The organism is Paenibacillus sp. FSL R7-0331, from assembly GCF_000758645.1.
Classification (GTDB): domain Bacteria; phylum Bacillota; class Bacilli; order Paenibacillales; family Paenibacillaceae; genus Paenibacillus_AQ; species Paenibacillus_AQ camerounensis.
In genome coordinates this window covers 882814-904401 of the sequence record NZ_CP009284.1, presented here as the reverse complement: position 1 = coordinate 904401, position 21588 = coordinate 882814, and the positions used below count along the sequence as shown (strand labels likewise).

15 protein-coding genes are annotated in these 21588 nt (G+C 53.4%); 4 read left to right on the top strand and 11 right to left on the bottom strand.

Going from position 1 to position 21588, the window contains the following annotated elements; all coding sequences use genetic code 11:
• Positions 1 to 185 precede the first annotated feature (185 nt).
• Entirely contained in the window at positions 186 to 2507 is a 2322-nt protein-coding gene (gene yicI / locus R70331_RS03905) for an alpha-xylosidase (RefSeq protein WP_042173020.1), read from the bottom strand.
• A gap of 128 nt (positions 2508 to 2635) precedes the next feature.
• On the opposite strand from yicI, the gene R70331_RS03900 reads away from it, so the two are divergent.
• From R70331_RS03900 to R70331_RS03885, 4 genes are all read left to right on the top strand, one after another.
• Positions 2636 to 3553 carry a helix-turn-helix transcriptional regulator gene (locus R70331_RS03900; RefSeq protein ID WP_042173018.1) on the top strand — a complete coding sequence of 306 codons (918 nt, stop codon included), beginning with the start codon at positions 2636 to 2638 and terminating at the stop codon, positions 3551 to 3553.
• Between the two features lie 78 nt (positions 3554 to 3631).
• Positions 3632 to 4543, top strand: coding sequence for a DUF1963 domain-containing protein (locus R70331_RS03895; RefSeq protein ID WP_081947458.1), 912 nt, complete (start codon positions 3632 to 3634; stop codon positions 4541 to 4543).
• Positions 4544 to 4666: 123 nt separating this feature from the next.
• Positions 4667 to 5017, top strand: a complete 351-nt coding sequence (locus R70331_RS03890) for a nuclear transport factor 2 family protein (protein ID WP_042173015.1) — start codon at positions 4667 to 4669, stop codon at positions 5015 to 5017.
• Positions 5018 to 5191: 174 nt separating this feature from the next.
• Positions 5192 to 5746, top strand: coding sequence for an SMI1/KNR4 family protein (locus R70331_RS03885; protein WP_042182107.1), 555 nt, complete (start codon positions 5192 to 5194; stop codon positions 5744 to 5746).
• Between the two features lie 106 nt (positions 5747 to 5852).
• On the opposite strand, the gene R70331_RS03880 is transcribed toward R70331_RS03885, so the two are convergent.
• The 10 genes from R70331_RS03880 to R70331_RS03835 all read right to left on the bottom strand — a co-directional run bounded on the left by R70331_RS03880 (position 5853) and on the right by R70331_RS03835 (position 21449).
• The gene (locus R70331_RS03880; RefSeq protein WP_042173013.1) at positions 5853 to 7997 is read right to left on the bottom strand and encodes a class I SAM-dependent methyltransferase; all 2145 of its coding nucleotides are present in this window, start codon (positions 7995 to 7997) and stop codon (positions 5853 to 5855) included.
• Positions 7998 to 8118: 121 nt separating this feature from the next.
• Positions 8119 to 10038, bottom strand: coding sequence for a cellulase family glycosylhydrolase (locus R70331_RS03875; RefSeq protein ID WP_081947456.1), 1920 nt, complete (start codon positions 10036 to 10038; stop codon positions 8119 to 8121).
• Between the two features lie 47 nt (positions 10039 to 10085).
• Positions 10086 to 11090, bottom strand: coding sequence for a carbohydrate ABC transporter permease (locus R70331_RS03870; protein WP_042173011.1), 1005 nt, complete (start codon positions 11088 to 11090; stop codon positions 10086 to 10088).
• Positions 11091 to 11112: 22 nt separating this feature from the next.
• On the bottom strand, positions 11113 to 12012 hold the full coding sequence (locus R70331_RS03865) for a carbohydrate ABC transporter permease (protein ID WP_042173009.1): 900 nt from the start codon (positions 12010 to 12012) through the stop codon (positions 11113 to 11115).
• Positions 12009 to 14588 carry a DUF5696 domain-containing protein gene (locus R70331_RS03860; RefSeq protein WP_042173006.1) on the bottom strand — a complete coding sequence of 860 codons (2580 nt, stop codon included), beginning with the start codon at positions 14586 to 14588 and terminating at the stop codon, positions 12009 to 12011. The genes R70331_RS03865 and R70331_RS03860 overlap by 4 nt, the downstream gene beginning before the upstream one ends.
• 14 nt (positions 14589 to 14602) lie before the next feature.
• Positions 14603 to 15223: a YIP1 family protein gene (locus tag R70331_RS03855; protein ID WP_042173003.1), complete on the bottom strand. Its 621-nt coding sequence runs from the start codon at positions 15221 to 15223 to the stop codon at positions 14603 to 14605.
• Positions 15204 to 16712, bottom strand: coding sequence for an NHL repeat-containing protein (locus tag R70331_RS03850; RefSeq protein ID WP_042173000.1), 1509 nt, complete (start codon positions 16710 to 16712; stop codon positions 15204 to 15206). Before R70331_RS03850 ends, R70331_RS03855 begins: the two co-directional genes overlap by 20 nt.
• A gap of 12 nt (positions 16713 to 16724) precedes the next feature.
• On the bottom strand, positions 16725 to 17627 hold the full coding sequence (locus tag R70331_RS03845; protein ID WP_042172998.1) for a carbohydrate ABC transporter permease: 903 nt from the start codon (positions 17625 to 17627) through the stop codon (positions 16725 to 16727).
• Between the two features lie 2 nt (positions 17628 to 17629).
• Complete coding sequence (locus R70331_RS03840) at positions 17630 to 18535, bottom strand: carbohydrate ABC transporter permease (RefSeq protein WP_231576400.1); 906 nt, start codon at positions 18533 to 18535, stop codon at positions 17630 to 17632.
• Positions 18536 to 18557: 22 nt separating this feature from the next.
• On the bottom strand, positions 18558 to 21449 hold the full coding sequence (locus R70331_RS03835) for an extracellular solute-binding protein (protein ID WP_052419283.1): 2892 nt from the start codon (positions 21447 to 21449) through the stop codon (positions 18558 to 18560).
• Positions 21450 to 21588 lie beyond the last annotated feature (139 nt).

Here is a 21588-nt window from a genome sequence, read left to right as displayed (position 1 = left end):
TCCAACTATGTCTGTTTCGGCAGCGTTTTTTTGTGAATTAGGTGACAAATTTCCACTTATTAAGATTGAACCGGATGAAATAGTACTCTGTTGCGGGATCGAGCCCTTACGGGTTCCTCTCCAAAAAAACTCCCTAATAAACCGGGAACAATCTGTCCCCGGCCATTAGAGAGCTGGTGTCTAACCTATTTCAGCGTGATGGTGAAGGAGACAGACTTCGCTCCGGCAGCCACGTTCACGGTTGTTTCGTCGGCCTGCTCAGCACCTTCTACGGATGCGATGGCACCCAGGTCCTTCACAGCCAGCGAGAAGGCTTTGCCGCTGCCTTCAGCCGTTACAGTTACCTTGCTGCCCTGGCGTTCAGCCTTCACAGTCAGCTCAGGTGCACCCTTGATGTCGCGGACAACCGCAGTTGTTGCAGCGCTGTCTTCCAGGGAGTACAGGCCAAACTTCACGCCGTCGGCAAAATCATAATCCGGACGGGTATCTTCACTGCCTGTAGCAAGCAGGGAGTTCTGACGGACGAACAGCGGCAGGCTGAAGAAGTCGTGCTTCTCTTTGCGCCATGCACCTCCTGTTACGGTTTCACCGCTCAGCAGATGGGTCCAGCGGCCGGCCGGCAGATAGTATTTCACTTCGCCGTTCTCCTGGAAGATCGGAGCAACCAGCAGCTTGTCACCAAGCATGTACTGGCGGTCCAGCACTTCACAGGTCGGATCTTCAGGGAATTCCATCACCATAGCCCGCATCGAAGCCCAGCCCTGCTCATGCGCCTGTCCGGCAACATCATACAGGTAAGGCATCAGGCTGCATTTGAGCTTGGTGAAGAACCGGGTAACATCCACCGCTTCGTCATCGTAAGCCCAAGGCACACGGTACGAGGTGCTGCCGTGCAGACGGCTGTGGCTGGAGAGCAGGCCGAAGGCCAGCCAGCGCTTGAATACATGTGCCGGAGCCGTATTCTCGAAGCCGCCGATATCATGGCTCCAGAAGCCGAAGCCGGACAGACCGAGGGACAGGCCGCCGCGCAGGCTTTCTGCCATCGACTCGTAGTCTGCATAGCAGTCGCCGCCCCAGTGAACCGGGAACATCTGTCCGCCGGCTGTTGCCGAACGCGCGAACACTGCTGCTTCATTTTTGCCAAGCTTCTCTTCCAGTACGTCGAATACAACCTTGTTGTACATTTGGGTGTAGTAGTTGTGCATCTTCTGCGGGTCAGAGCCGTCGAAGTATACAACATCCGTAGGGATACGCTCGCCGAAGTCTGTTTTGAAGCTGTCCACACCCATATCCACCAGGTCACGCAGGTAACCGGCATACCATTCGCATGCTGCAGGGTTGGTGAAGTCCACCAGACCCATACCGGCTTGCCACAGGTCAGTCTGATAGACGTCGCCGTTCGCTTTTTTGATCAGATAGCCATTCTTCTTGCCTTCTTCAAACAGCGGCGAACGCTGTCCGATATAGGAGTTAATCCATACGCAAATCTTCAGGCCTTTCTCTTTCAGACGTTTCAGCATGCCGACAGGGTCCGGGAATACGCGCGGGTCCCACTGGAAATCGGTCCATTGGTATTCACGCATCCAGAAGCAGTCAAAGTGGAACACATGCAGCGGCAGGTCACGCTCTGCCATACCTTCTACGAAGGAGTTAACCGTTGCTTCATCATAATCTGTTGTGAACGAAGTCGTCAGCCACAGGCCAAAGGTCCATGCCGGCGGAAGCGCAGGCTTACCGGTCAGGGAGGTATATTTGCTGATAACCTCTTTGATCGAAGGTCCTTCGATTACGAAATATTCAAGGCTCTCGCCAGCTACGCTGAACTGGGCTTTCTTTACTTTTTCCGAAGCGATTTCATACGAAACGAGTTCCGGGTGGTTAACGAAAACGCCGTAGCCTTTGCTGGTCACATAGAACGGAATGTTCTTGTAGGCCTGCTCCGAGCTGGTACCGCCATCCTTGTTCCAGAGATCAACAACCTGTCCGTTCTTCACAAAAGGAGTGAAGCGCTCGCCCAGCCCGTATACATATTCGCCTACGCCGATATCCAGCTCTTCACGCATGAACGTGTTGCCGTCCTGATCGGTGATATAAGCCATTGATTTGAAACCGCTGCCGGTAATGCGCTCTTCACCGCGGTAGAAGTCTACGGACCAATGCGTGCCTTTGTTGATGACAACACGGAGTCCGCCGCTGATCAGCACGGTTTGTGCTTCGGTTTCTTCGATTTGTACGTGATCGCCAGTTCCCTTGGTCAGCTCAAAAGCCGGCCCGCGGTCAATAACGCCGTCATTGTGAATGATCTTCACGCCTACCACGCCAGGAAGCGGGGAATGGAATTTAACAGTAAGGAGCGTGGAGTTCAGTGTTGCTGCACGTCCTGTAATTGGAGTTGTTTGTGTAATTGCAGTCAGACCCTCAGCAGTTTTTTCCACTACATAGTTCTGCACTGCGCCGTTGATATTGATTCCTTCACGAACCAGCCAAAGGCCGTCTGTAAATTTCATAAGTGTGCTTGCCACCCTTCAATTTGGTGTTTATAGTTGCATTATAACGATAAAAAATAAACAAAACTACTATAATATAGCTTATTTATAACACTATTTTGATGTTTATCTGCCAAGGAGGCATAATTATGGACCGCACATCCCAGCGATTGCTAAAAGAAGACCGCGTACACGGCGATGTCATGTTCCCGCTGGCCGCCTACTGGATCGAGCTGCCGGCCGGAACGCACATCCTGGATACCCACTGGCATGAGGAGGCGGAGTTTTTTATGCTGCTGGAGGGGGAAATCCTTTTCCAGGTGGATACCGATTATTTTCCGCTCCAGGTAGGGGAAGCCGTGTTCATCGAATCCGGGGATATCCATGCCGCTCATGTCCTGAAGGAAGGCCCCTGCCGGTTTTGCGCACTTGTATTTCATCCGGATCTGCTGGCCAGCGCCCAATACGATACCATTCAGCAGACGGTTATTCTGCCGCTTCAGGAGAAGCGCCAGAGCTTCCCGCGGCATCTTACCCCGGCTGTTCCCTGGCAGCAGGAGCTGCTGCACCAGCTGGAGCGGATGATGGATGCATATGCTAATAAAATGCCCGGATTTGAAGCCTTTATGAAAGGAACCCTGCTGATTATGCTGTCACAGATTGCAGCCCCGGACCGGTCTGTGAACCACAGCCTGTCGCAGGGAACGGAAACCGCCAAGGTCAACCGGCTCAAAAAGGTCATTCTTTATATCCAGGAGAACTATCAGGAGCCGATCCGCACCCGTGACCTGTCTGAGCTGATTCCGATGAGCGAGGGCCAGTTCTGCCGTTTCTTCAAGGCGATGACCCGCAAGACGCCGGTGGATTATATCAACTCCTACCGCATCCGCCAGGCGGCATCTTTGCTGCAGCAGACTGAACGCAAAATCTCCGACATCGCGCTGGAGGTCGGCTTTGATAACGTCAGCTATTTCATTAAAGTGTTCCGCAAAGCGATGAACTGCTCGCCTTCCGAATTCCGTAAAGAGGCGGTGCAGATTGCGGGTGTGGGACAGCTGCATCCGTGAAAATAAAGTACGAATTATTTAAGCTGACAAATTTAACCTGTCCCTATAAAATAATAATTTAGAAGGGCAGGTAAAACCATGAATATATTGAAAATACTAACTGCATGTATACTACTGCTCCGCCTCTTCATAATAGGTGATTTAACAGGCAGCGATACACCTGCATACAAGCACACCCTAGCCTCTAACCAGATCACAGACCCCTCGATGCGCGAGATCCGCAAAATGCTGGAAGAAGCAGGGCTTGGGGAATATTGGGACACACTGAAATATCAGATTTTGCCCGGATTCTACATGGTTCCAACAATGACAGATGAAAATGAAATCAAGCTGGGCGCCAGCAAAATCGGGGGACATCCTGATCTGCCCTCTTCCTTTCAGTGGCCTTCGTGGAGGAATCATCCCATGTCGTTTGTCGCTCAGATCAATCTTGAAGAATTCCCTATGAATCTGGTTAACCCGGAGTACCCGTCTACCGGGATTCTCTACTTCTTCTATGTGTATGATTATGAGTTATGGTATACCGACGAGGATTATGATGAAGATAAGATGAACAATAATGTTGTATACTATGTGCCGGAAACTGCTGAACTGGTCCGGATGAAGCCGCCGGCAGCACTATCGGAAGAACAGATATTCAAGTCCGCGATACTCGAAAAAAAGCTTGAATTAACACTTCCCGACTCAGATTATCTGGAAGCGAACGGTCTGATGAACAATAAAGAGGATTTGGACCGCTATTCTCTGGACTTCAAACCGGATTTTATGGATACATATGAACGCGAGATCGGATTCCGTTTTCTTGGCCATATGTCAGCGTTACAATACGGAGGCCACCCCAGTGATGAGATCCAATTGTTCCAGGCTGATTCTGATTATGAAATCGGGATGGAATGGGACTCGTTCGGATTATTGCATTTTTTCATCAAAGCGGATGATTTCAAAAAAGGCTTTTTCGAAAATGTTTATACATACCGTGTGGGAACGTGAGGTCGGCGGGTTTTTTATCTCCCTATTCAGCCTTTGCTCTGCTTACCGCTCCCCCGATACGGTTAAGTACCTGTAAGGACGGGTCTCCCCGTCCGGTAAATTTACTTACAGGAGGCAGATCCCATGAATCAACATGTCACTATGCCGAGTGAAGTACAGGAATATTACAATGCCATCAACCAATATCAGCCGGAGGCTTTTATCGATTTGTTCGCTGAAGAAGCCATAGTCAGGGATAACGGGAAGCAGATTCAGGGCAGGGAGGCCATAGAGGCCTGGGGCGAAGCAGAGCTGTTCTCGGCCAAGGTCCGCTTCACCATTAATGAAATCGAGGAGTCCGGAGACAGGATCGCTGTAACTGCAGAGATGGAGGGCGAATTTAACCGGAACCGGGTTCCCGCCCCGCAGCTGTTCAGACATGACTTCAAGATTCGTAAGGGTAAAATCAGTTCGCTGGATGTTACGCTGAAATAGAGTTTTCTCCAAGGGGAGCCGCACATGCGGCTCCTTTTGTTATTTCCGGCATCTAGAGCTGCATCCCCTCCGGCCGTGCCCCCCGCCCTGATATTTGCATTAGCCAGGCTGCTTTATTAAGCTTAACGTTATTATCCATTCATCAGATGAATGAATAAGGAGGCACCTTATATGATCTGGAGCAACACATTCAGCAGCAGCTATCAGCAGCAGCCGGGTATCTCCGCAGCGGACCTTGGCTCTTTCACAGCCGGCTGGCACCAGCGGCTGACCGAGAGCGAGCGGCAGGAGATTGTCAGCAGACAGCGCAATCCCTTCCCGGCAGCGCACCCGCTGCATGCCCAGTACACTCCGTTTGATCCCGGCTTGTGGTCCATACCGCAAATGCCGGTGCCGGCAAGCTATCTGGACTTTTTACGTTATTCCGACGGCGGCGAGTTCGGCAACGGCGACCGGTATTTTCAATTCTTCAGTGCCGGAGAGCTGCGTGCCATGATGCTCGCTTATGAGTTTCCGGAGTATATGCCGGGAGCGGTGCCCTTTGCAATGGACGGGAGCGGCAATCATTATATCTGGGATATGCGCAGCCCCGCGAACAGCGAAGGAGAGTACCCAATTCTGGTGTCACATTCCGGCAGTCTCGGTTATGAGGACTCTATTGTTATCGCCGGGTCATTCCTTGAGCTGTGCAGCGGAACCTCTGCGGTGGACGATGAGCTGAACGGGTAGACGGAGTGGCTGGCACGCCAGGCACCGGACATGCAACAGGCCTGAAACTGCACCGGCGTTATGCCAATACAGTCTCAGGCCTGATTTTTGCTTCACACTACCGATCTCAGTCTGCCGCCGCCCCCTTACGGATCACAATAAAGCAGGTGCTGTCCGGCAGCGGCACCCCGGTTCCGTCTTCATCCATCATGGCAACCCGGCCGCGCAGCGCCTCTGTGTACCCCTCCTGCAAATAGTGGCGGAACACTTCAAGCTGCGCCCGTTCGCCTAAATGCTCGCGGATAAAGGCTTCATACTGCGACGGAGTGAAGTAACCGAACTGCTCCTGGACCTCATGAACGTAAGCCTCTGCTCCCCAGGTGTACGTATACAAAAACTCCATCGCATCGTTCACCGGCATCTGTACTTCCTGCTCTGAAAGTACCTGGTACTGAATCTCCCGTCCGGCAAAATCCTCCGCATACCGCTTCAGCCACTCCAGCCCATTCTCCTCCAGGAAGCGGATTCTCCGCTGCTGCGTCTCCGGCTCCGTCATAATCCCGTCACGGATAATAATTACTCCGCCTTCAGCCAGCACCTCAAAAGCGCTCACCAGCGCTGCGGCAACAGTCCGGTGATTAAACTTCCGGCCGTCCATCGGTACGTAGGAGTATAGCTCATGCAGAATGGACGAGAAAATAACCGTGTCCACCCTGCCTGCATCCACGTACTCCTTCAGATTCAGCGCATCTCCCTGCAGCACCTCCCAGCGCCGCCCTTCCCGCGCCTTCCGCTGCTGCAATGCTTCAATTACATTGCTCGAGATATCAATGCCGACCGGTGTAACTCCAGGCATCCGCTCTTCGATCAGATCGAGCAGCACACCGCCGCCCGGCCCGATGTCCAGCACGGTGCTGCCGGTAATATAATCGAGAATGACAGATTTATAATCTGCAGTATCGTTCATCTGGCTCAGATAGCTGTCCTCGTTATGGAACCGGTCGAAGGCGTCGCGCCGCAGCTCAAACAGGTCAAACAGCATTAGCACTGCCCGCTCATACAGCACCGACTTCTCGGCTTCCATACAGAACTCAATCAGCTTCTCCGCAGCAGGTGAGAATTCGAAATCAAAAAACACCGTATCCGGCAGATGCCCCTGCCGACGAAGTTTATGCACCAGATGCGGATTGCCTGGAGCAAGCGTGCCCACGGCAATATCCCTCCAGCTCAGCCCGGACAGATATTTTTCAATAATCCGTTTCTTATATACATTGATTTTCTTGGTTCCCTTGTAATCGTAATAGATGGTATTCATCACGGCTTCAAAGCTGAGATGACCTAAGCCGTTGCCGTTGTTGCCGCTGCTGCGGGCAGCCAGCGCCAGCACCTTCAGGAACTGCTCCAATGAAAAGGTCTGCAGTGCGGATTCCGCATACCAGAAGGTAGCCGGCTGCAGCTCTTCAAGCATTTCTGCGGGCAGCCCTTCCTGCTCCAGACGGCTCCATTCCGCTGCAAAATCCTCCCCGCGGAGGATCGGGCCGGACCGCATGCGCCGCAGCCGCTCCTTCATCGGCAGCGGCTCAGCCGGCTCGCCGGATGTGACGGCCGCGATCAGCTCCATGATCTCGCTGCGTACATCCTGCCACAGCACCGGCGAAACGGCGCCGATAATGCAGTGGTTCAGTGCAAACAGCAGCCGTTCCAGCTCATCTGCGGTCAGCAGCCCTTCCTCCATAATTACCGCCAGAGGACGGTTGACCTCCGGCGGAACCTCGCCGCGGATCTGCTGGCCGAGCAGGCCATGCGTCTCGATCAGGCGGTGCACAATGACCAGCGTTTCCGCACTCGGCACACCAGCCGCTCTGAGAGCAGATGCCTGCGGCCTTCCGGCGACCTCAAACGTCTCCCCTGCAGTGTGCTGCCAGTAGAGCTGGGCAGAGCCTATATTGTGGGCAAAGCAGTTGATGCCCTCCTCCTGCCAACTCCGGCGCTGGCGCGGTGTCCCGCCTTTGGCCGTCTCTGACCAAACAAGCGTCTCCTCGGCCAGCTCCCTGATCCAGTAAGACAGCTGCAGGCTGTCAAGCAGCCTGAGGCTCCGTTCCACATAATCCAGCACGGGATTGCGCTGATCCAGCTCCTGCAGCGATTCCACCCGTTCCAGGTTAACGATCGGCATCTCGGCAGACACAATAATATGAAGCCATGCCGGCCGGGCCGAAGGCTGCAGACGGCCTTCGCGGTAAGCTTCTATGGCTTGCAATGATTTCAGCATGGGAGGCCTCCTATGTAATGTATAAGTTAGTTCTTACTATACCATAGGCCCGCTTCCCGCCGTTTGAATCAGGCGCAGCCAAAAGGTCTTACTCCGTCCCTGTAACAGAACCCCTGCCGTATCATCTGCCGCGCTTCCTTTTTCCTCTTCTACCCCAGTAGATCCCGGCCGCTGCCAGGACAGCCAATCCTGTTACGAGCAGTATTATTAACATCAGCCTGCTGCCGCTCCCCGGCACAGATTCGGCTTCCTCTCCGGCAGGTGACACAGCGGGAACGGCTGATTCCTCCGGCATGGCAGAAAGCTCAGGACTCTCTGCCGGCTGTTCCGGCTCCTGCACTGCCGCCTCCGCCAATACATCCTCGGCGGATACTCCAATAATGGAGAAGCCCTCCTTGGTTATCGTATAAGGAACGGTTTCGCCGCTGCGGAAATGCATCTGCAGCTGCATCTCCCCGTCCTTCACCCCGCTCCAGAAGTCATCCGTGAACTTGATTTCACCGGTCTTGTAGTCCGGATAGAAATGGCGGATATATTCTTTATACGGCGTCCACTCATCCGGACCGGCATTACCGCCGCTGGTATAGACTGCCTCCAGCGTAGCCAGACTGTCCCCGTTAAACAGGACCGGCAGGGAATAGATCCCTTGCGGACCCTGCGATCTCCGCAGAACAGGAGTATCATAGTGAATCAGCTTTATGGGCCAGTCTGCTCCGGCACTAAATCTCGCTGTCAGCACCGCGTTCACCCCATACTCCTCCTTGAGCAGCCTCTCAGTCAGTACGGAGGTGAGTATTAACCGCTCTCCCTCAAGCCTGTAGTCCGTGCCCTCTGTAAGCACCTTGTCACCGTTCAGCAGCTCCCTGAAGGTGTTGCCGTTCATGTTCAACTCCAGCGCGGTATCCTGCAGCGGCGAGCCTTTTCTAAAGTAAAGCGAATCGCTTTGCGCATTGGAGGAACGCCCCTTCCAGCCCTGCACCATCACCTGATGCAGCTCCTCATCCACCCATTTGAACGAGCGCCTGTCGAAATGCTGTCCGTTGTCCCAGAGCAGCAAGGGCATTTTTTTCTCACGGGCATAGTAGCCGATGTACTCAAAAAACTTCAGAATCTCGCCATGCTGCACCGTTTCCAGTGATTTATCGAACCCCAGCAGGCCGTATTCACCGACAATAACCGGAATGCCTTTGGCCGTAAAGATGTCGTATGCCCGGTCAAAGGCCTGGATCAAATCCTGCCTGGCCGTGTCATCAAAGGTTATAGCGCCGGCTGTATTCACACTGAACGCATAATACCCGTAGTAATGGAATGTTGCAATCAGCCGCTTGTCCTTCAGCTTACTTATGGTCTTGGACAGCTCCTGCAGCCTGGCCTCGGTCGGGGCGGCTGTCAGCGTAGAGAGTACCAGCGGACGCTTGCCGTTGTTGCCGCCGGAGCTGCGGACGATGCTGTGGAAGGAGACGTTCAGCTCATCCAGCATTGTGAAATATTCAGGCTCATCCTTACTCCAGTCGTCGGAATAGCGCGGCTCGTTGACACTCTCGAACATCAGCGTATCCGGATAATCCTTGAAATGTCCGGCAATCTGCGTCCAGGCGGCATTAAATCTGGACATCACCTCATCATGCTCTGCCGCCATGTTCATAATCCAGTTGGAATCATGGTGAAGGTTGATCATGACATGCAGCTTCGCCTCCAGCGACCAGTCAACTACCTCCTGAATGCGCGCCATGAAGGCCGGATCGATGGTATAGTCCGGGGCATCCCCCATCCGGTGCCTCCAGGTAATCGGAAGACGGATCGTCTTGTAGCCCTCGGCGGCAAGCTGGTCAATAAAAGCCTTGGTCACAGGCGGGTTGCCCCAGGAGGTCTCATCCCCGCTGGCTTCAAAGGTATTGCCCAGATTCCAGCCGGGACCCAGCGCTTCCACATAAGCCTGCAGCGGTGTCCCGGCTTCCTTGGCCTGTGCAGGCGCAGCAGGCCAGGCTAGGGCAGCCGCCAGCAGCAGGATGATCAGGCTGAACGGATGTTTATTTTTCATTGTACGCACCCTTTCCTACAAGCAGAAACGGCTACGCCGTCCTATTTTTATCCGATAATGCCGCTCCGCTCCACACTCTCCACAAAATACCGCTGCACAACCATATACAGCAGAATCAGCGGAATAATAGCCAGCAGAATGCCGGTGTCTATAATCATGGCTACGTGGTTAGGATCAGCCTTAACCGCAGACCCGCCTCCGCCTGCCCCCAGCATACCCGGAATCAGGGCATTGGCCTGAGCCGCCAGCGAGCTGACCTTGGTAGGCATAAGCGCCAGCTCACTCATAAAGAGGGAAGTGAAAAAGGTATCATTATATTGCCACACGAAGCAGAACAGGATGACGGTAATCATCGGTGAGATCGCATTGGGCAGCATGATCTGCAGGAACGTTTTTACTCCGCCCGCGCCGTCGATCAGCGCAGCTTCTTCAATCTCCTTCGGCATCCCCTTGAAAAACTGGCGGAAGATATAGATAAAGAGTCCGGCCTTCAGCCCGATGGCGGTTGCCGATGTAATGATGGATGGCCAGTACGTATTAAGCAGATTAAGCCCGGATTTGCCGGTAATCAGCTGAATGATTCCCATGATGTCGAAGCTTCTGAAATGCAGGTACATCGGCACCATCAGCGTGCTGGTCGGCACCAGCAATGTCAGAATGACAAGCGCGAACAGGAGATTGCTTCCCGGAAAATGAAACCGGGCAAACCCGTACCCCGCCAATGCGCAGGAGGCCGTGGTCAGCAGGGTCGTCACGACAACGAACAGCAGTGTATTGCCGAGCAGCGGGAAGTAATCCAGAATCTGCATTGCCATTCTGATATTGTCCAGCGTGAAATGAACCGGAATCATATAAATCGTCGGATTGTAAATATCCGTCTTATCTTTGAAGGCAATGGAGAACTTCATCAGCAGCGGATAAATAATGATGAAGGATATCCCTATGACAAGCGCATAACGGAACAATGCGTACAGGATATCGACTGCCCTGCCTCTCACCTTTTGGATTCTGTAATGCTGGGCTTCTTTACGGACAGCTTGCGGAGACTGCATGCCGTATCCTCCTTTGCATAAATCAGTTGTAATGCACCCGTTTGGACAGCACATAGCCCACTATGACCAGGATGATGCTGATAATCAGCGTATAGATCCAGGACATCGCCGCACTCAGCCCGAAGTTCTGGGTGGTGAACGCCGTGGTGAAGATCATTTTTGTTACCGCGCTGCCTGAGAAGGAATCAATGATCGTATAGATCACATTAGTCAGGATGAGCGGGCTCACGAGCGGGAAGGTGATTTTCCAAAAGGATTCATAAGCTGTCGCCCCTTCAATCTTCGCCACTTCATACATCGCTCCGGGAACGGACTGCAGTGCGGCAAGGAAGATCAGAATCTGCACACCTGAGCTTGTTATAATCTCATAGATCCGCAGAATCGCATCGACAATGTAGTCCACGAACGACAGCGGCAGACCGATCTCGCTCAGAATCATGACCATGGACATAACGTTGTACTGGGAGCCCGATTGGCCCAGTTCATTCACGGCGGTCGCATCACCGACCAGATTGATCAGCCCCGAGGCTTCTGCTGCCGATATGGCATTGGAGGCCAGAATAACCGGCAGAAAAAAGATGGCACGTGCGACGATTCTTCCCCTGAACTTCTGGTTCAGCAGCGTTGCCGAGAACAGGCTGAAGAACAGGATCATCGGCACATTCAGCACCATATCCCAGACCGATTGGGTCAGGACGCGGTTGAAGCTTGCATCGACAAACAAAGCATTGTTGAAATTAGCCCAGCCCACGCCTTGAAGCGTAAAGCCTGAAGGATCAACGGTTAATTTACTGAAGCTGAATTGGATGGACCGGAGCAGCGGGGCAGCGAACAGGAATATAAATCCGAGCAGCCACGGTGCTATAAAAGCAATTCCCAGCAAAGAGCGCTTATGCTGCAGGCTCAGCTTGTTTCCGTTCATGATGGTTCACCTTCAATCACATATTGTCCTGCACCGACAGCGGTTCCCCCCACGGATACATCCTTGCCGGTGTAGTTGACATAGATAGATATACCGTTGCTGTACTGCACCTCCACAACACCCTCCTGATGGCGTGTATGGTTTACGATCTGCGCATGCTGTACCGGGGAAAGCACCTCATTCACTTCCTTGTACATGGAAACCGCCTGATCATACCAGTCCTCATAGGAGGTCGCATACATGCTGTCAAAATGCGTGAACTTCAGCTTCGAGGACGGCTCATAGGACCAGGAAAAATAAGGCGCTGACCCCAGCTCAATGGAGCGGAGCAGCTGCGTGTGCATATCCTGCTCATCGCTCAGATTGACCGGTGTTCCGGTGTAGCTGATGAAGCCGTGAACCACCATCTGATAGAAAGGCACCGCTTCATCCGTAAGCGCAAACCCGCTTGAGGACTCAGGAACATTAATCAGATGGTCTGCATATGGCCAGGCATAGGCGTTACCGCCAGAAACCATCGTCTGCCCTACATCCCGGCTAATTTTGTCCAGCTGCTCCTCCACGATAGCCTTGGCCGTTTCCCGCTGGATCACCCTGCTGGACCGGAAATCAGAGCTCAGCACATTGCCGAGATCCCGCAGAGATACGCCTTCCATTTCAAAACCGGCATACTTATCCATGAACGAGTTAACATAATAGGGCAGCTTGGCTGGTGATAACAAGTAATAGCTGCCAAGCATCATATCCATCCGGTTCAGCGCCCGGTTATATGGATACAGCTCCGCTTCCTCCCGCGTGACAAACCTTGCGGCATCTGAGGAGGGCGTGAACCCGCTGTCATCATGATAAACCTGCTGGAAAGCCACATCCGGGAACAGGGTCCCGCCTGCCTGTGCCAGCTGGTCCCGTAGTAGGGTCAGCTCTGACCTGCTGCCAAGCACGCTTTCCGTCTTCAGCTTATCCGGCGTGGAGTGATTCACGCCTTTGCCGGACCAGCCGGTGTACCGCATCAGCAGCCGGCCGACGCCGTCCTGCTTCAATTCCCCTGCAATCAGCGCAGCCTGCCGGAAGGAGGTCATGGAAATCTCGGAGCGGTAAGGCACGCCGAGCAGCGACTTCTGCTTGTCGACAGCACCCAGCATATCCAGGTAGAACGGAATGCCCTGCTCCTCGGACAGAGGCTTGAGCGCCTTCTCCGAGACCAGCTTATCCCGGTACAGCTCAGCCATCCCGGAATAGCCGGCTTTATCCTGGCTCAGGAAGCTGTAGCGGACCTGAATATCGCCTTTGTAGAGTTCTTCGCTAAGCAGCTGTATTTCCTGGATGGTTGATCCCGTATACAGCTCAAGCTCATCCTCGCCCCGCAGGGAATAGCTGCTGTGAATGAAATTGTAGGAATTCTTTTTGCCGCTGATATCAGCGGCAATACTGGCGATGGCATCGCCCTTCTCAATGACAGCGAACCATGCGCCATCCCCGGCCTTCATGCCGAAGACCGGCATCCGGGCATTCTGGCTGACCTGCCCGCGCCGGTAGCTGTTGTCATTCGGGTCCGGCCCGTACACGCGCTGCACATACTGCTCTTCCTTCACTTTGCCGTTGTTCAGACGGATCAGGCTGCCTGAGCCGTCTGGAACCAGCATATAGCCGTCTGTCAGCTGGTCAGCAGCGCCGAACATATTAAGCAGCTCCAGACTGCGGATCTGATATTGCCCGCTCTCCTTGACCTGGCCCACAGGAATCTTTACAACCAGCGAGCCTTCCTCAAGCCTGTATTCCAGCGGAATAACGAAATTGGGCTTGGACGTTCCCGATTCCCCGCCGATTCCATTCTCCGCATTATCCTGTGCCAGATCCTCAGCAGAATAGCCCGCCAGCACAAAGGCAGCAGTCATTTTCTTGAGCACCAGCGGCTTGGATACCTGGGCATCAATCCGTTCCAGTACCTCAGGACTGCCGTCTTTTGGATAGTAACGGGTCGCAACATACTTGGCGGTCGCTGCATCCAGCTTGGAGAGCACCGTCTCCTCCAGCCGGGCCTGGCTGATATACTGCGGCAGCGCATCAATGCCTGCCGAGGTATCCCCGATGGTGTAAGTAATCCGCAGCCCGTTCTTCAGGCTCTCGGCCGTGAACTGCTTGCTGCTGATGCTCTGGGCAAAGTTGGTGTAGGATTCAAGTGTGCCTACAGCATCACGGAACAGTACAGTCAGCTGCGAGGACAGCAGCTCCTTCTCAAAGCCGGAGGCCAGCGCATCCTCATTGCGGCCCTCCGGATTGCTGTACCAGAGCTGGCCCGTCCGTTTGTCCTTCACCGCTATTTCAGTCGTTTCTGCATTATAGTATAAGGACAGCTCTGCATCTTCCGCTGCCAGCAGCATGCCGTTCACACCCCCGGAGGCGTCCGGCAGTGCAGCCAGCTCACTTCCCGCTTCAAGCTCAGACGTTACCTCCATGTAGGCGGAGGCTTCAACGGCTTCCGCTCCGCGGGAGCTGAAGTACAGTACAGCCGCGGCAATAATACAGAGAACTGCGGCACAGGCCAGCACCGCAGCCGGTAATTTTCTTTTTTTCACAGATGCGGCCTCCTTCATGTACGGAAAATCAATTCACGGTAAATATTGATAAAGAACTCAGTAATCTGCTGAATCATGCTCAGGACAAGGGTTCCGAGGAATACAACAATGCCCATAACCACTACTGTCAGCAGCATGGTTACAACCGTTTTGAGCACGGTGTACTGATGAACGGTCATAATGCCGACGAACAGCAGTGCTATGAACCAGATGGATGCCGCTGACATCATTAAATAATAGAAGGCCGTTTCTTCCTCTGCCATGAACCGGCTGGCTACGACCATCGGCGTATAAATAATGACAATAGGAACGAGCGCATAGCCCGTAGCCATCATGATCTCCTTGAATTTCCCCTCGCCGTCCATCAGCGTTGTTATGGCCCAGTTGGACAGGCACCACAGGAAGAAGGGAAAAATCACGGTAAACAGCTGTGTAATACTGTTTAACTGGCGCGGGTCATTATAATTGACCAGAAAGCCTGCGAACTGATTCTTCAGAATCATGGAGATCACGACAAGCAGCAGAATGGTCAGTGTTACCCGCAGCTTTCCTTTGCCCTCATATTTCATATCCCAAAAGCTGTCAAACGGATGCACAATGAGGTGCAGCGGGAATTTAATGAAATCCTGCCTCATGGGCGTTTCCCTCCTTATGGTTATGCGGAGCCTGCCTGGAAGCCCGGGATTGCCGCTTTTTTCTCCAGAAGCCAAATATACGGTAGACAATCCATAAGACAACCAGCAGCATTACCGATGTCAGGAAGGTTCCGAAGTGCTCCTGCATCACTTCTCTGCGGTACCGTTTGAAGGCTACGGAATAACCGTCCCGGTCCATCCCGAGCTTGAAGTATTTCATCGCTTCCTTGTTGTTTTTCTCCATCAGCAGTGATTTGCCTATGCCGATATATGCGATATCATAGTTGGCATTCAGCTTCAGGACCTCCTTCCAGACGGGAACCGCCTGTGCATCCTCACCATTGTAATGGTAGCCGGCTGCCTCATTCACAATGCTGCCGAACCGGGTCGGCTTGAAGATTACGATATTGCCCTTTCCCCGGTCAAGCACGAGCTGGCTGCCGCCGGCATACTCAATGGCCGCCGGTATTTTGAACGTCCCGGTCTGGTTGCCCTTGCCGCCGTATACATACAGCAGATCGCCTTCATCGTTATAGGTGAACACTTTGCCCTGATTCGCATCCAGCGCACTGTACATGCCATTCGGAAGCACCTTGATATCCGTGAACTTGGACGGTCCCACCGACATCCGGTAACGGATATCCCCCAGTACATCGAAGTAGCCGAACCGTTTCAGCACATCCTCACCGGAGGGATTAAGCCGCTTGACCGGCTCCTTCGATCCCGGATCAATATTCGTCGCATACAGGAACCCCTTGTCATCCACATCAATATTGGAGAATTCCGTGGGCACGAACAATGCCATCTGTGCCTTCTGCGCCTTGGTGGAGAACATCCGCCAGATATATTCGGTGTAGTCGCGCTTGACCTTATTCGTGCCGACATAGCCGATGAACACGCCGTTCTCATCGAACTGCATAATGCCCTCGAAGATGCCCTTGGCAATGACATAGACCCGTTCCGCCTGATCCACCGTTACCTTAACCGGGATAAACTTGAAATCCGCCGGCAGAATATCCGACTCCGGCTGCTCAATCAACCGCAGCAGCTCCCCGTCCGGGGACAGAACGACGATGCGCCCGTTATCCGTGTCGGCTACGAACAGATTGCCTTCGTCATTAACATACAGGCCCGACGGATTCTTAAAGGTCTCCGCCTGCCCTCCGTTATCAAAGCCGGTGATGACCTGTTCTACCTTCCAGCTGCTGTCCAGGCAGATAATGCGGGCATTCCCGCTGTCTACGATATAGATCAGTCCGCTGTCCGCAACGACCATGTCGGCGGGGTCCAGAAAGTCTCCAACCCCAAGATCCTTGCCTGTAAGGGTGCGGTCAGGGATGTATGCAGCCGGTGCAGGTACAGCTTCCTCCCAGTAATTATAGTTATAGCTCTCATATGGCACGGCCTCGGCATTAACTGGCGCGGGAGCCGCACAACTCAGCAGCAGGGATGCCATTGTCCCTGCAAGCAGCCACTTTTTTGCAATCAACTGCCTTCCCCCCTAGTCCTTCATTCCTGAAGTAGCCATCGTCTCAATAATCCGGCTCTGCGAAAAAACAAACAGCGTAATCGGCACACTCATCAGAATAAGCGCCACTGCCGCCGCCGCACCGGATCTCGCAATGCCTCCCGCTACTACCTGCCCTGCCGCGAAATGGAGCGACTTCAGCTGTTCGCTGTAGATGAAGCCGTTGCCGTCACTGCCCCACAGGATCTGAAACAGCAGAATAATCAGCGTCAGCCAGGCCGGCTTGACGTTAGGCATAACGATCGTCCAGAAGATACGGTATTCACTGGCACCGTCGATTTTGGCGGCCTCCAGCAGTACATCCGGAATCTGCTCCATGAACTGCTTCATCAGATACAGGCCGAGTGAATAGGCGAATGCCGGTACAATAACGGCCCAGTACGTGTCGATCAGCCCCAGCCAGGACATAATCATATAGTTGGGCATGGCAGTCACGGCCGGCGTGAACATCAGCGACAGGACCACGATGGTGAACAGCACTTTTTTGCCGGGAAAATGATGCTTTGCCAGCGGGTATGCCGCTGCCGAGGCAAAGATGACGTGTCCGATAATGCCTGCGCCTGTAATGAACACCGTGTTGAATATATAACGGGAGAACGGCACCCACGAATTCCCAAGCAGGTTAAACAGATCAACAAAGTTATTCAGCGTGGGATTCCGCACAAACAGGGTCGGCGGGAAAATGAAAATCTCATCCAGCGGCTTAAACGCATTGTTAATGGCATAAACCAGCGGCAGAATCATAAAGGCCCCGAAGACGGTCAGCAGGGCGAATAGTGAGAACGTGCCCCAGGCTGAACGGTTCACCCGTTTTTTGGGCATCCGGACCGCGCGTCCGAGCCGCCTTCTGGTATTGGCCTGAAAGGGGATATTCATGATTATTCACCCACCTTTCTAAGGAGCTTTTGTACGAGAAGGTTCGTGGCGACCATGATCAGGAACAGGACAGTAGCAATTGCTGACGCATATCCCATTTCAAACCGGGTGGTGCCAAAATCAATCAAATGCGTGACAATCGTCTCCGCCGCATAGTTCACACTCGGGAACCCGGCCAAGGCAATGGAGACATCGGCTACGGCAAAAGCGGTCGTAATCTGGATTACGGCGCCGAACATCAATTGCGGCCGCATCGACGGCAGTGTGATGTACCACAGCTCCTGCCAGCGGTTTTTGATTCCGTCTACAGCTCCGGCTTCATACAAGGTACCGTCCACTGTCTGCAGGCCGGCAATAAAAGCCAGGAAGCCGGTTCCCAGACTGAGCCACAGCTGTACCAGGATGATAATCGGCATAATATAGCCTTCCGTCTTCAGCCACAGGATCGGCTCCAGAATGAAGCCAAAGCGCAGCAGCAGGCCGTTCATAATCCCGTACCGGTCACCGGAGAAGATCATCAGCCAGATGAAGTAGACGTTCCCCGAAATGGATGGCGCGTAGAAGACCAGTGTCATTACCGCTCTAAGCTTGGGTGACAGCTCGTTAATGATCCACGCGAACACAAAACAGGCAATGTAGCTGATAGGCCCTGTAATCACTGCAAACAGCAGCGTATTTTTGAGGGCAATCAGAAAGACATCATCCTCAAGGAACAGGCGGGTGTAATTCTGCCAGCCGATAAACTTCGGAAATTCTAACATATTGAAATATGTGAAGCTGAGCACAATCGACACCAGGACAGGTAACACCGTAAATACGGCGAACAGGATCATGTACGGTGCCATTAAAAAGTAGGAATGCTTATTGGCTCTTATCTCATGCCATTTCAGGCTCCACCAACTCTGCACGGCTTGCTCCTCCCCCTTGCTGCTATAGGCCAAACTCTCTGCGTTTGGTGCTGATCTCATCCTGTATATACTGCACGTAGTCCATGATGGATTCCCGGGCCTCCACATTGCCGACTACCGTTTTGTAGAAGGCATTGAATAAATGCCTGCCCGTAAAATATCCGCCCGGCACCTCAGGCACACCCTCGGCCCACTCAAACTGGGCTTTCAGATTATCGTAATCGGCAACCGGCCAGGGCAGACTGTCCAGCGCCTTGATATTGGCAGTCGGATAACGCGCAGCGGCCCCCATCAGACCTTCCATTTCGCGCCCGAAGACGGTCTGCGTCTCCTCACTCGTCCACCATTTCATGAACTCCCAGGCCGCATCCTTGTCTTCCGCCTTCTCCATCATAATGACACCGCTCCCGCCGCTTGAGACCGTGCGGTCAATCGTACCATCCGCCTTCACGGTTCCCGGTATCGGTACGAAGCCCCACATGCCCCGGATCTCCGGAGCGAAGACGGACAACTGGTTGTAGACGGTGTAATCCGCTATGCCAAAGGGCATCTCTCCGGTACGGAACCGGTTCGCGAAGTCATATTCCTTTTCAAGCTTGTAATCGGTGTAGAATTCCGTCCATTGCTTGAACGTTTCAATACCGGTCCGGGAATCGAGATCCGACTCCTCCCCGCCGTTACGATAGAATTGTCCGCCGTTCTGGAACAGCAGTGCCGCGTACATTGAGTTAGGCGGAATATTCTGTCCTTGAATAGCAGACTGGATCACAACCGGCAGACCGAACTGCATATGGTTCTTGCTGAGCACAGCCAGCAGCGTGGATACATCCTCCCAGGTCTGGGGGACCTCAAGATGAAGCTCCTCCAGAATATCCTTACGGTAGAACAGCATATTGAAGGTCTGGGTCTCAGGCAGTGCATACGCACCGCCGTCATAGACGAACGGTACCATCGCACTGTCGCGGAAACGGTCCTCTACCTCCGCAAAGTCTGCAAACTGCGTCAGGTCAGCAGCCGCATTACGCATAGCAAAGTTAACAGGAAGGTCCGTTCCGATCTGCATCGCAACATCGGGACCTTGACCGGCCAGCGTGGCCGGCAGCAGTGTGGACATATTCACCAGCTTCAGATTGACGTTAATGCCTGTCTCTGAGGTAAAGGTCTCATCGATCATGGCCTTCATCGTATTGGCCTGATCCCGTCCGCTGCCAATCCAGACCGTAACTGATTTCTGGTCTTTCTCTTTGGAAACATTCCCGATCTGATTGTAATCCGTGAAGAAGGAGGCCAGGAACGTAGCTGTCTCGTGTTTGATTTTCGAGCCAAGCCCCATCCCTTTCTTCGGAAGCTTCATATCCGGCGAAGCCACATACAGCGCATCTATCTCCAGCGGCTGCTCTCTGGCCTGCTGAACCCATGTGCCAAGGCCCCCGGTATTCGTCTTATAGGCGGTAAGCCTTCTCGGAATGGTATCCGGGTCCTCGATCAGCTCGCTGAGCTGCTGCGCCATCGTCTTAAGCAGCGCTTCCTGGTCACTGGACTGACCTGACAGCTCTACCAGCCGTTTGGCTACGCCTCTCAGCCGGTCATGCTCGGTCCCGAATACCTCCAGCATATCCGGCACCTTCTTATCCAGCTGATAATCGCGGTATTCATCGGGCTTCGTGCCGGTAATCATCAGAATTTTGCGGTACATTGAATTAAGGTTGTACAGGCTTTCCTCCACCTCGCGGATCAGCGGGGCGAATTCGCCGAGGCTGACCTCAAGCCGCACTACATGTTTTCCTTGCTCAAGATTGTACAGATAGGGTTCATCTCCGCCCATAACATCCAGCCGGTAGCCGCTTTTGTAGCGGAAAGGGACCATGGCCATTTCGGCAAACGGCACCACGCCGTCAATGGTCAGCCTGCGGGTGGAGTAAATCCCTCTTACAAAATTTTGCTGTGTTTTAAAGGCCATCTTGTACAGCCCGGTCTCAGGCACATCAATTTCCCATTCGATCCACTGGCCGGGTATCCGCCAGTTAAATCCGCCAATGGTGTTGATTTTTATTTTGGAGGAGCTGTAGGGATGAACAGCAGAGCTTGAACGCTCACTGAGCGGGTACAGCGTCGGCGATGATTTGGATGCTGCCGCTTCTCCCTCAATGACCAGCAGCTGCTTAGCGGAAGACTGCACACCGGCGGCATCCAGCTGCTGCTTCACCTCTGCGTAAGACAACAGCACAGGCTGCTTGTACAGCTTCAGCTGCCTGATGATAACCGGCTCTCTGGAAGACTCCAGTGCCAGCGTATGTGTGCCTTTGGAAAAATAAAATAAAAAGGGCTCATTCTCATACCCGTCAGAATCCTGAAACGGCTTCTCGCTCCAGCGCGGCTGCTCAAACTGTCTGGGTCTCAGGTCATTGCCCTGATTATCCGCTTCCAGCTGATCCAGCTGATTCACCCAGATGCGGTCAAACTGCAGAAAAGCAGCTTCACGAAACGGGAGCTCTCCGTCAATATACAATGCGCGCTCGATTGCTGAGCTTTTGCCTGCAACCGGGTAATACAGCATGGACAGATTGTAAAGGCCGGCTTCAGCAACATTGACCGTCCATTCCACCTTGCCAGCCTCTCCGGTGAGTAATGACTCTCCGGCCATCCCTTCGTAATCAGACAGCTTGCTGATTCCGCTGCCCTCAGTCAGGCTGTAATCCGCAGCCTCAATAATGATCTCCTGCTCCGGTCTGGCAGCATCCTTATGCCCGGCCAGATAAGCTGTGTACTTATCCTGGTTAAAGGCTGCTGTTCCTCCTGCAGCAGCTGCACTATCCGGCATTTGTCCGGATGCGGCTGCTGCCTGCGCATTTTTTGTTGCCGGTCCTGACTTGTCACTTGCATTTGCCTGTACGTTCAAGCCTGCCGGAAGCATAAGTAACAAGGCTAAAGCGGCAAGCGTTATATTCTTGGCCAGTTGAAAACGGCTAGTTTTACCGGTCACCAGAAGTCCTCCTTACAGCAAAAGCAGCAGTTCCCCTTGTACGGGAAGGCTCACCTTGCTGTGGTGAAAT

Bases quoted from the DNA above. Each gene is read 5' to 3' on its own strand.
- R70331_RS03865 (WP_042173009.1), bottom strand. From the start codon at position 12,012: ATGAACGGAAACAAGCTGAGCCTGCAGCATAAGCGCTCTTTGCTGGGA.
- yicI (WP_042173020.1), bottom strand. From the start codon at position 2,507: ATGAAATTTACAGACGGCCTTTGGCTGGTTCGTGAAGGAATCAATATC.
- R70331_RS03870 (WP_042173011.1), bottom strand. From the start codon at position 11,090: ATGCAGTCTCCGCAAGCTGTCCGTAAAGAAGCCCAGCATTACAGAATC.
- R70331_RS03835 (WP_052419283.1), bottom strand. From the start codon at position 21,449: ATGCTTCCGGCAGGCTTGAACGTACAGGCAAATGCAAGTGACAAGTCA.
- R70331_RS03875 (WP_081947456.1), bottom strand. From the start codon at position 10,038: ATGAAAAATAAACATCCGTTCAGCCTGATCATCCTGCTGCTGGCGGCT.
- R70331_RS03900 (WP_042173018.1), top strand. From the start codon at position 2,636: ATGGACCGCACATCCCAGCGATTGCTAAAAGAAGACCGCGTACACGGC.
- R70331_RS03855 (WP_042173003.1), bottom strand. From the start codon at position 15,223: ATGAGGCAGGATTTCATTAAATTCCCGCTGCACCTCATTGTGCATCCG.
- R70331_RS03880 (WP_042173013.1), bottom strand. From the start codon at position 7,997: ATGCTGAAATCATTGCAAGCCATAGAAGCTTACCGCGAAGGCCGTCTG.
- R70331_RS03845 (WP_042172998.1), bottom strand. From the start codon at position 17,627: ATGAATATCCCCTTTCAGGCCAATACCAGAAGGCGGCTCGGACGCGCG.
- R70331_RS03895 (WP_081947458.1), top strand. From the start codon at position 3,632: ATGAATATATTGAAAATACTAACTGCATGTATACTACTGCTCCGCCTC.
- R70331_RS03890 (WP_042173015.1), top strand. From the start codon at position 4,667: ATGAATCAACATGTCACTATGCCGAGTGAAGTACAGGAATATTACAAT.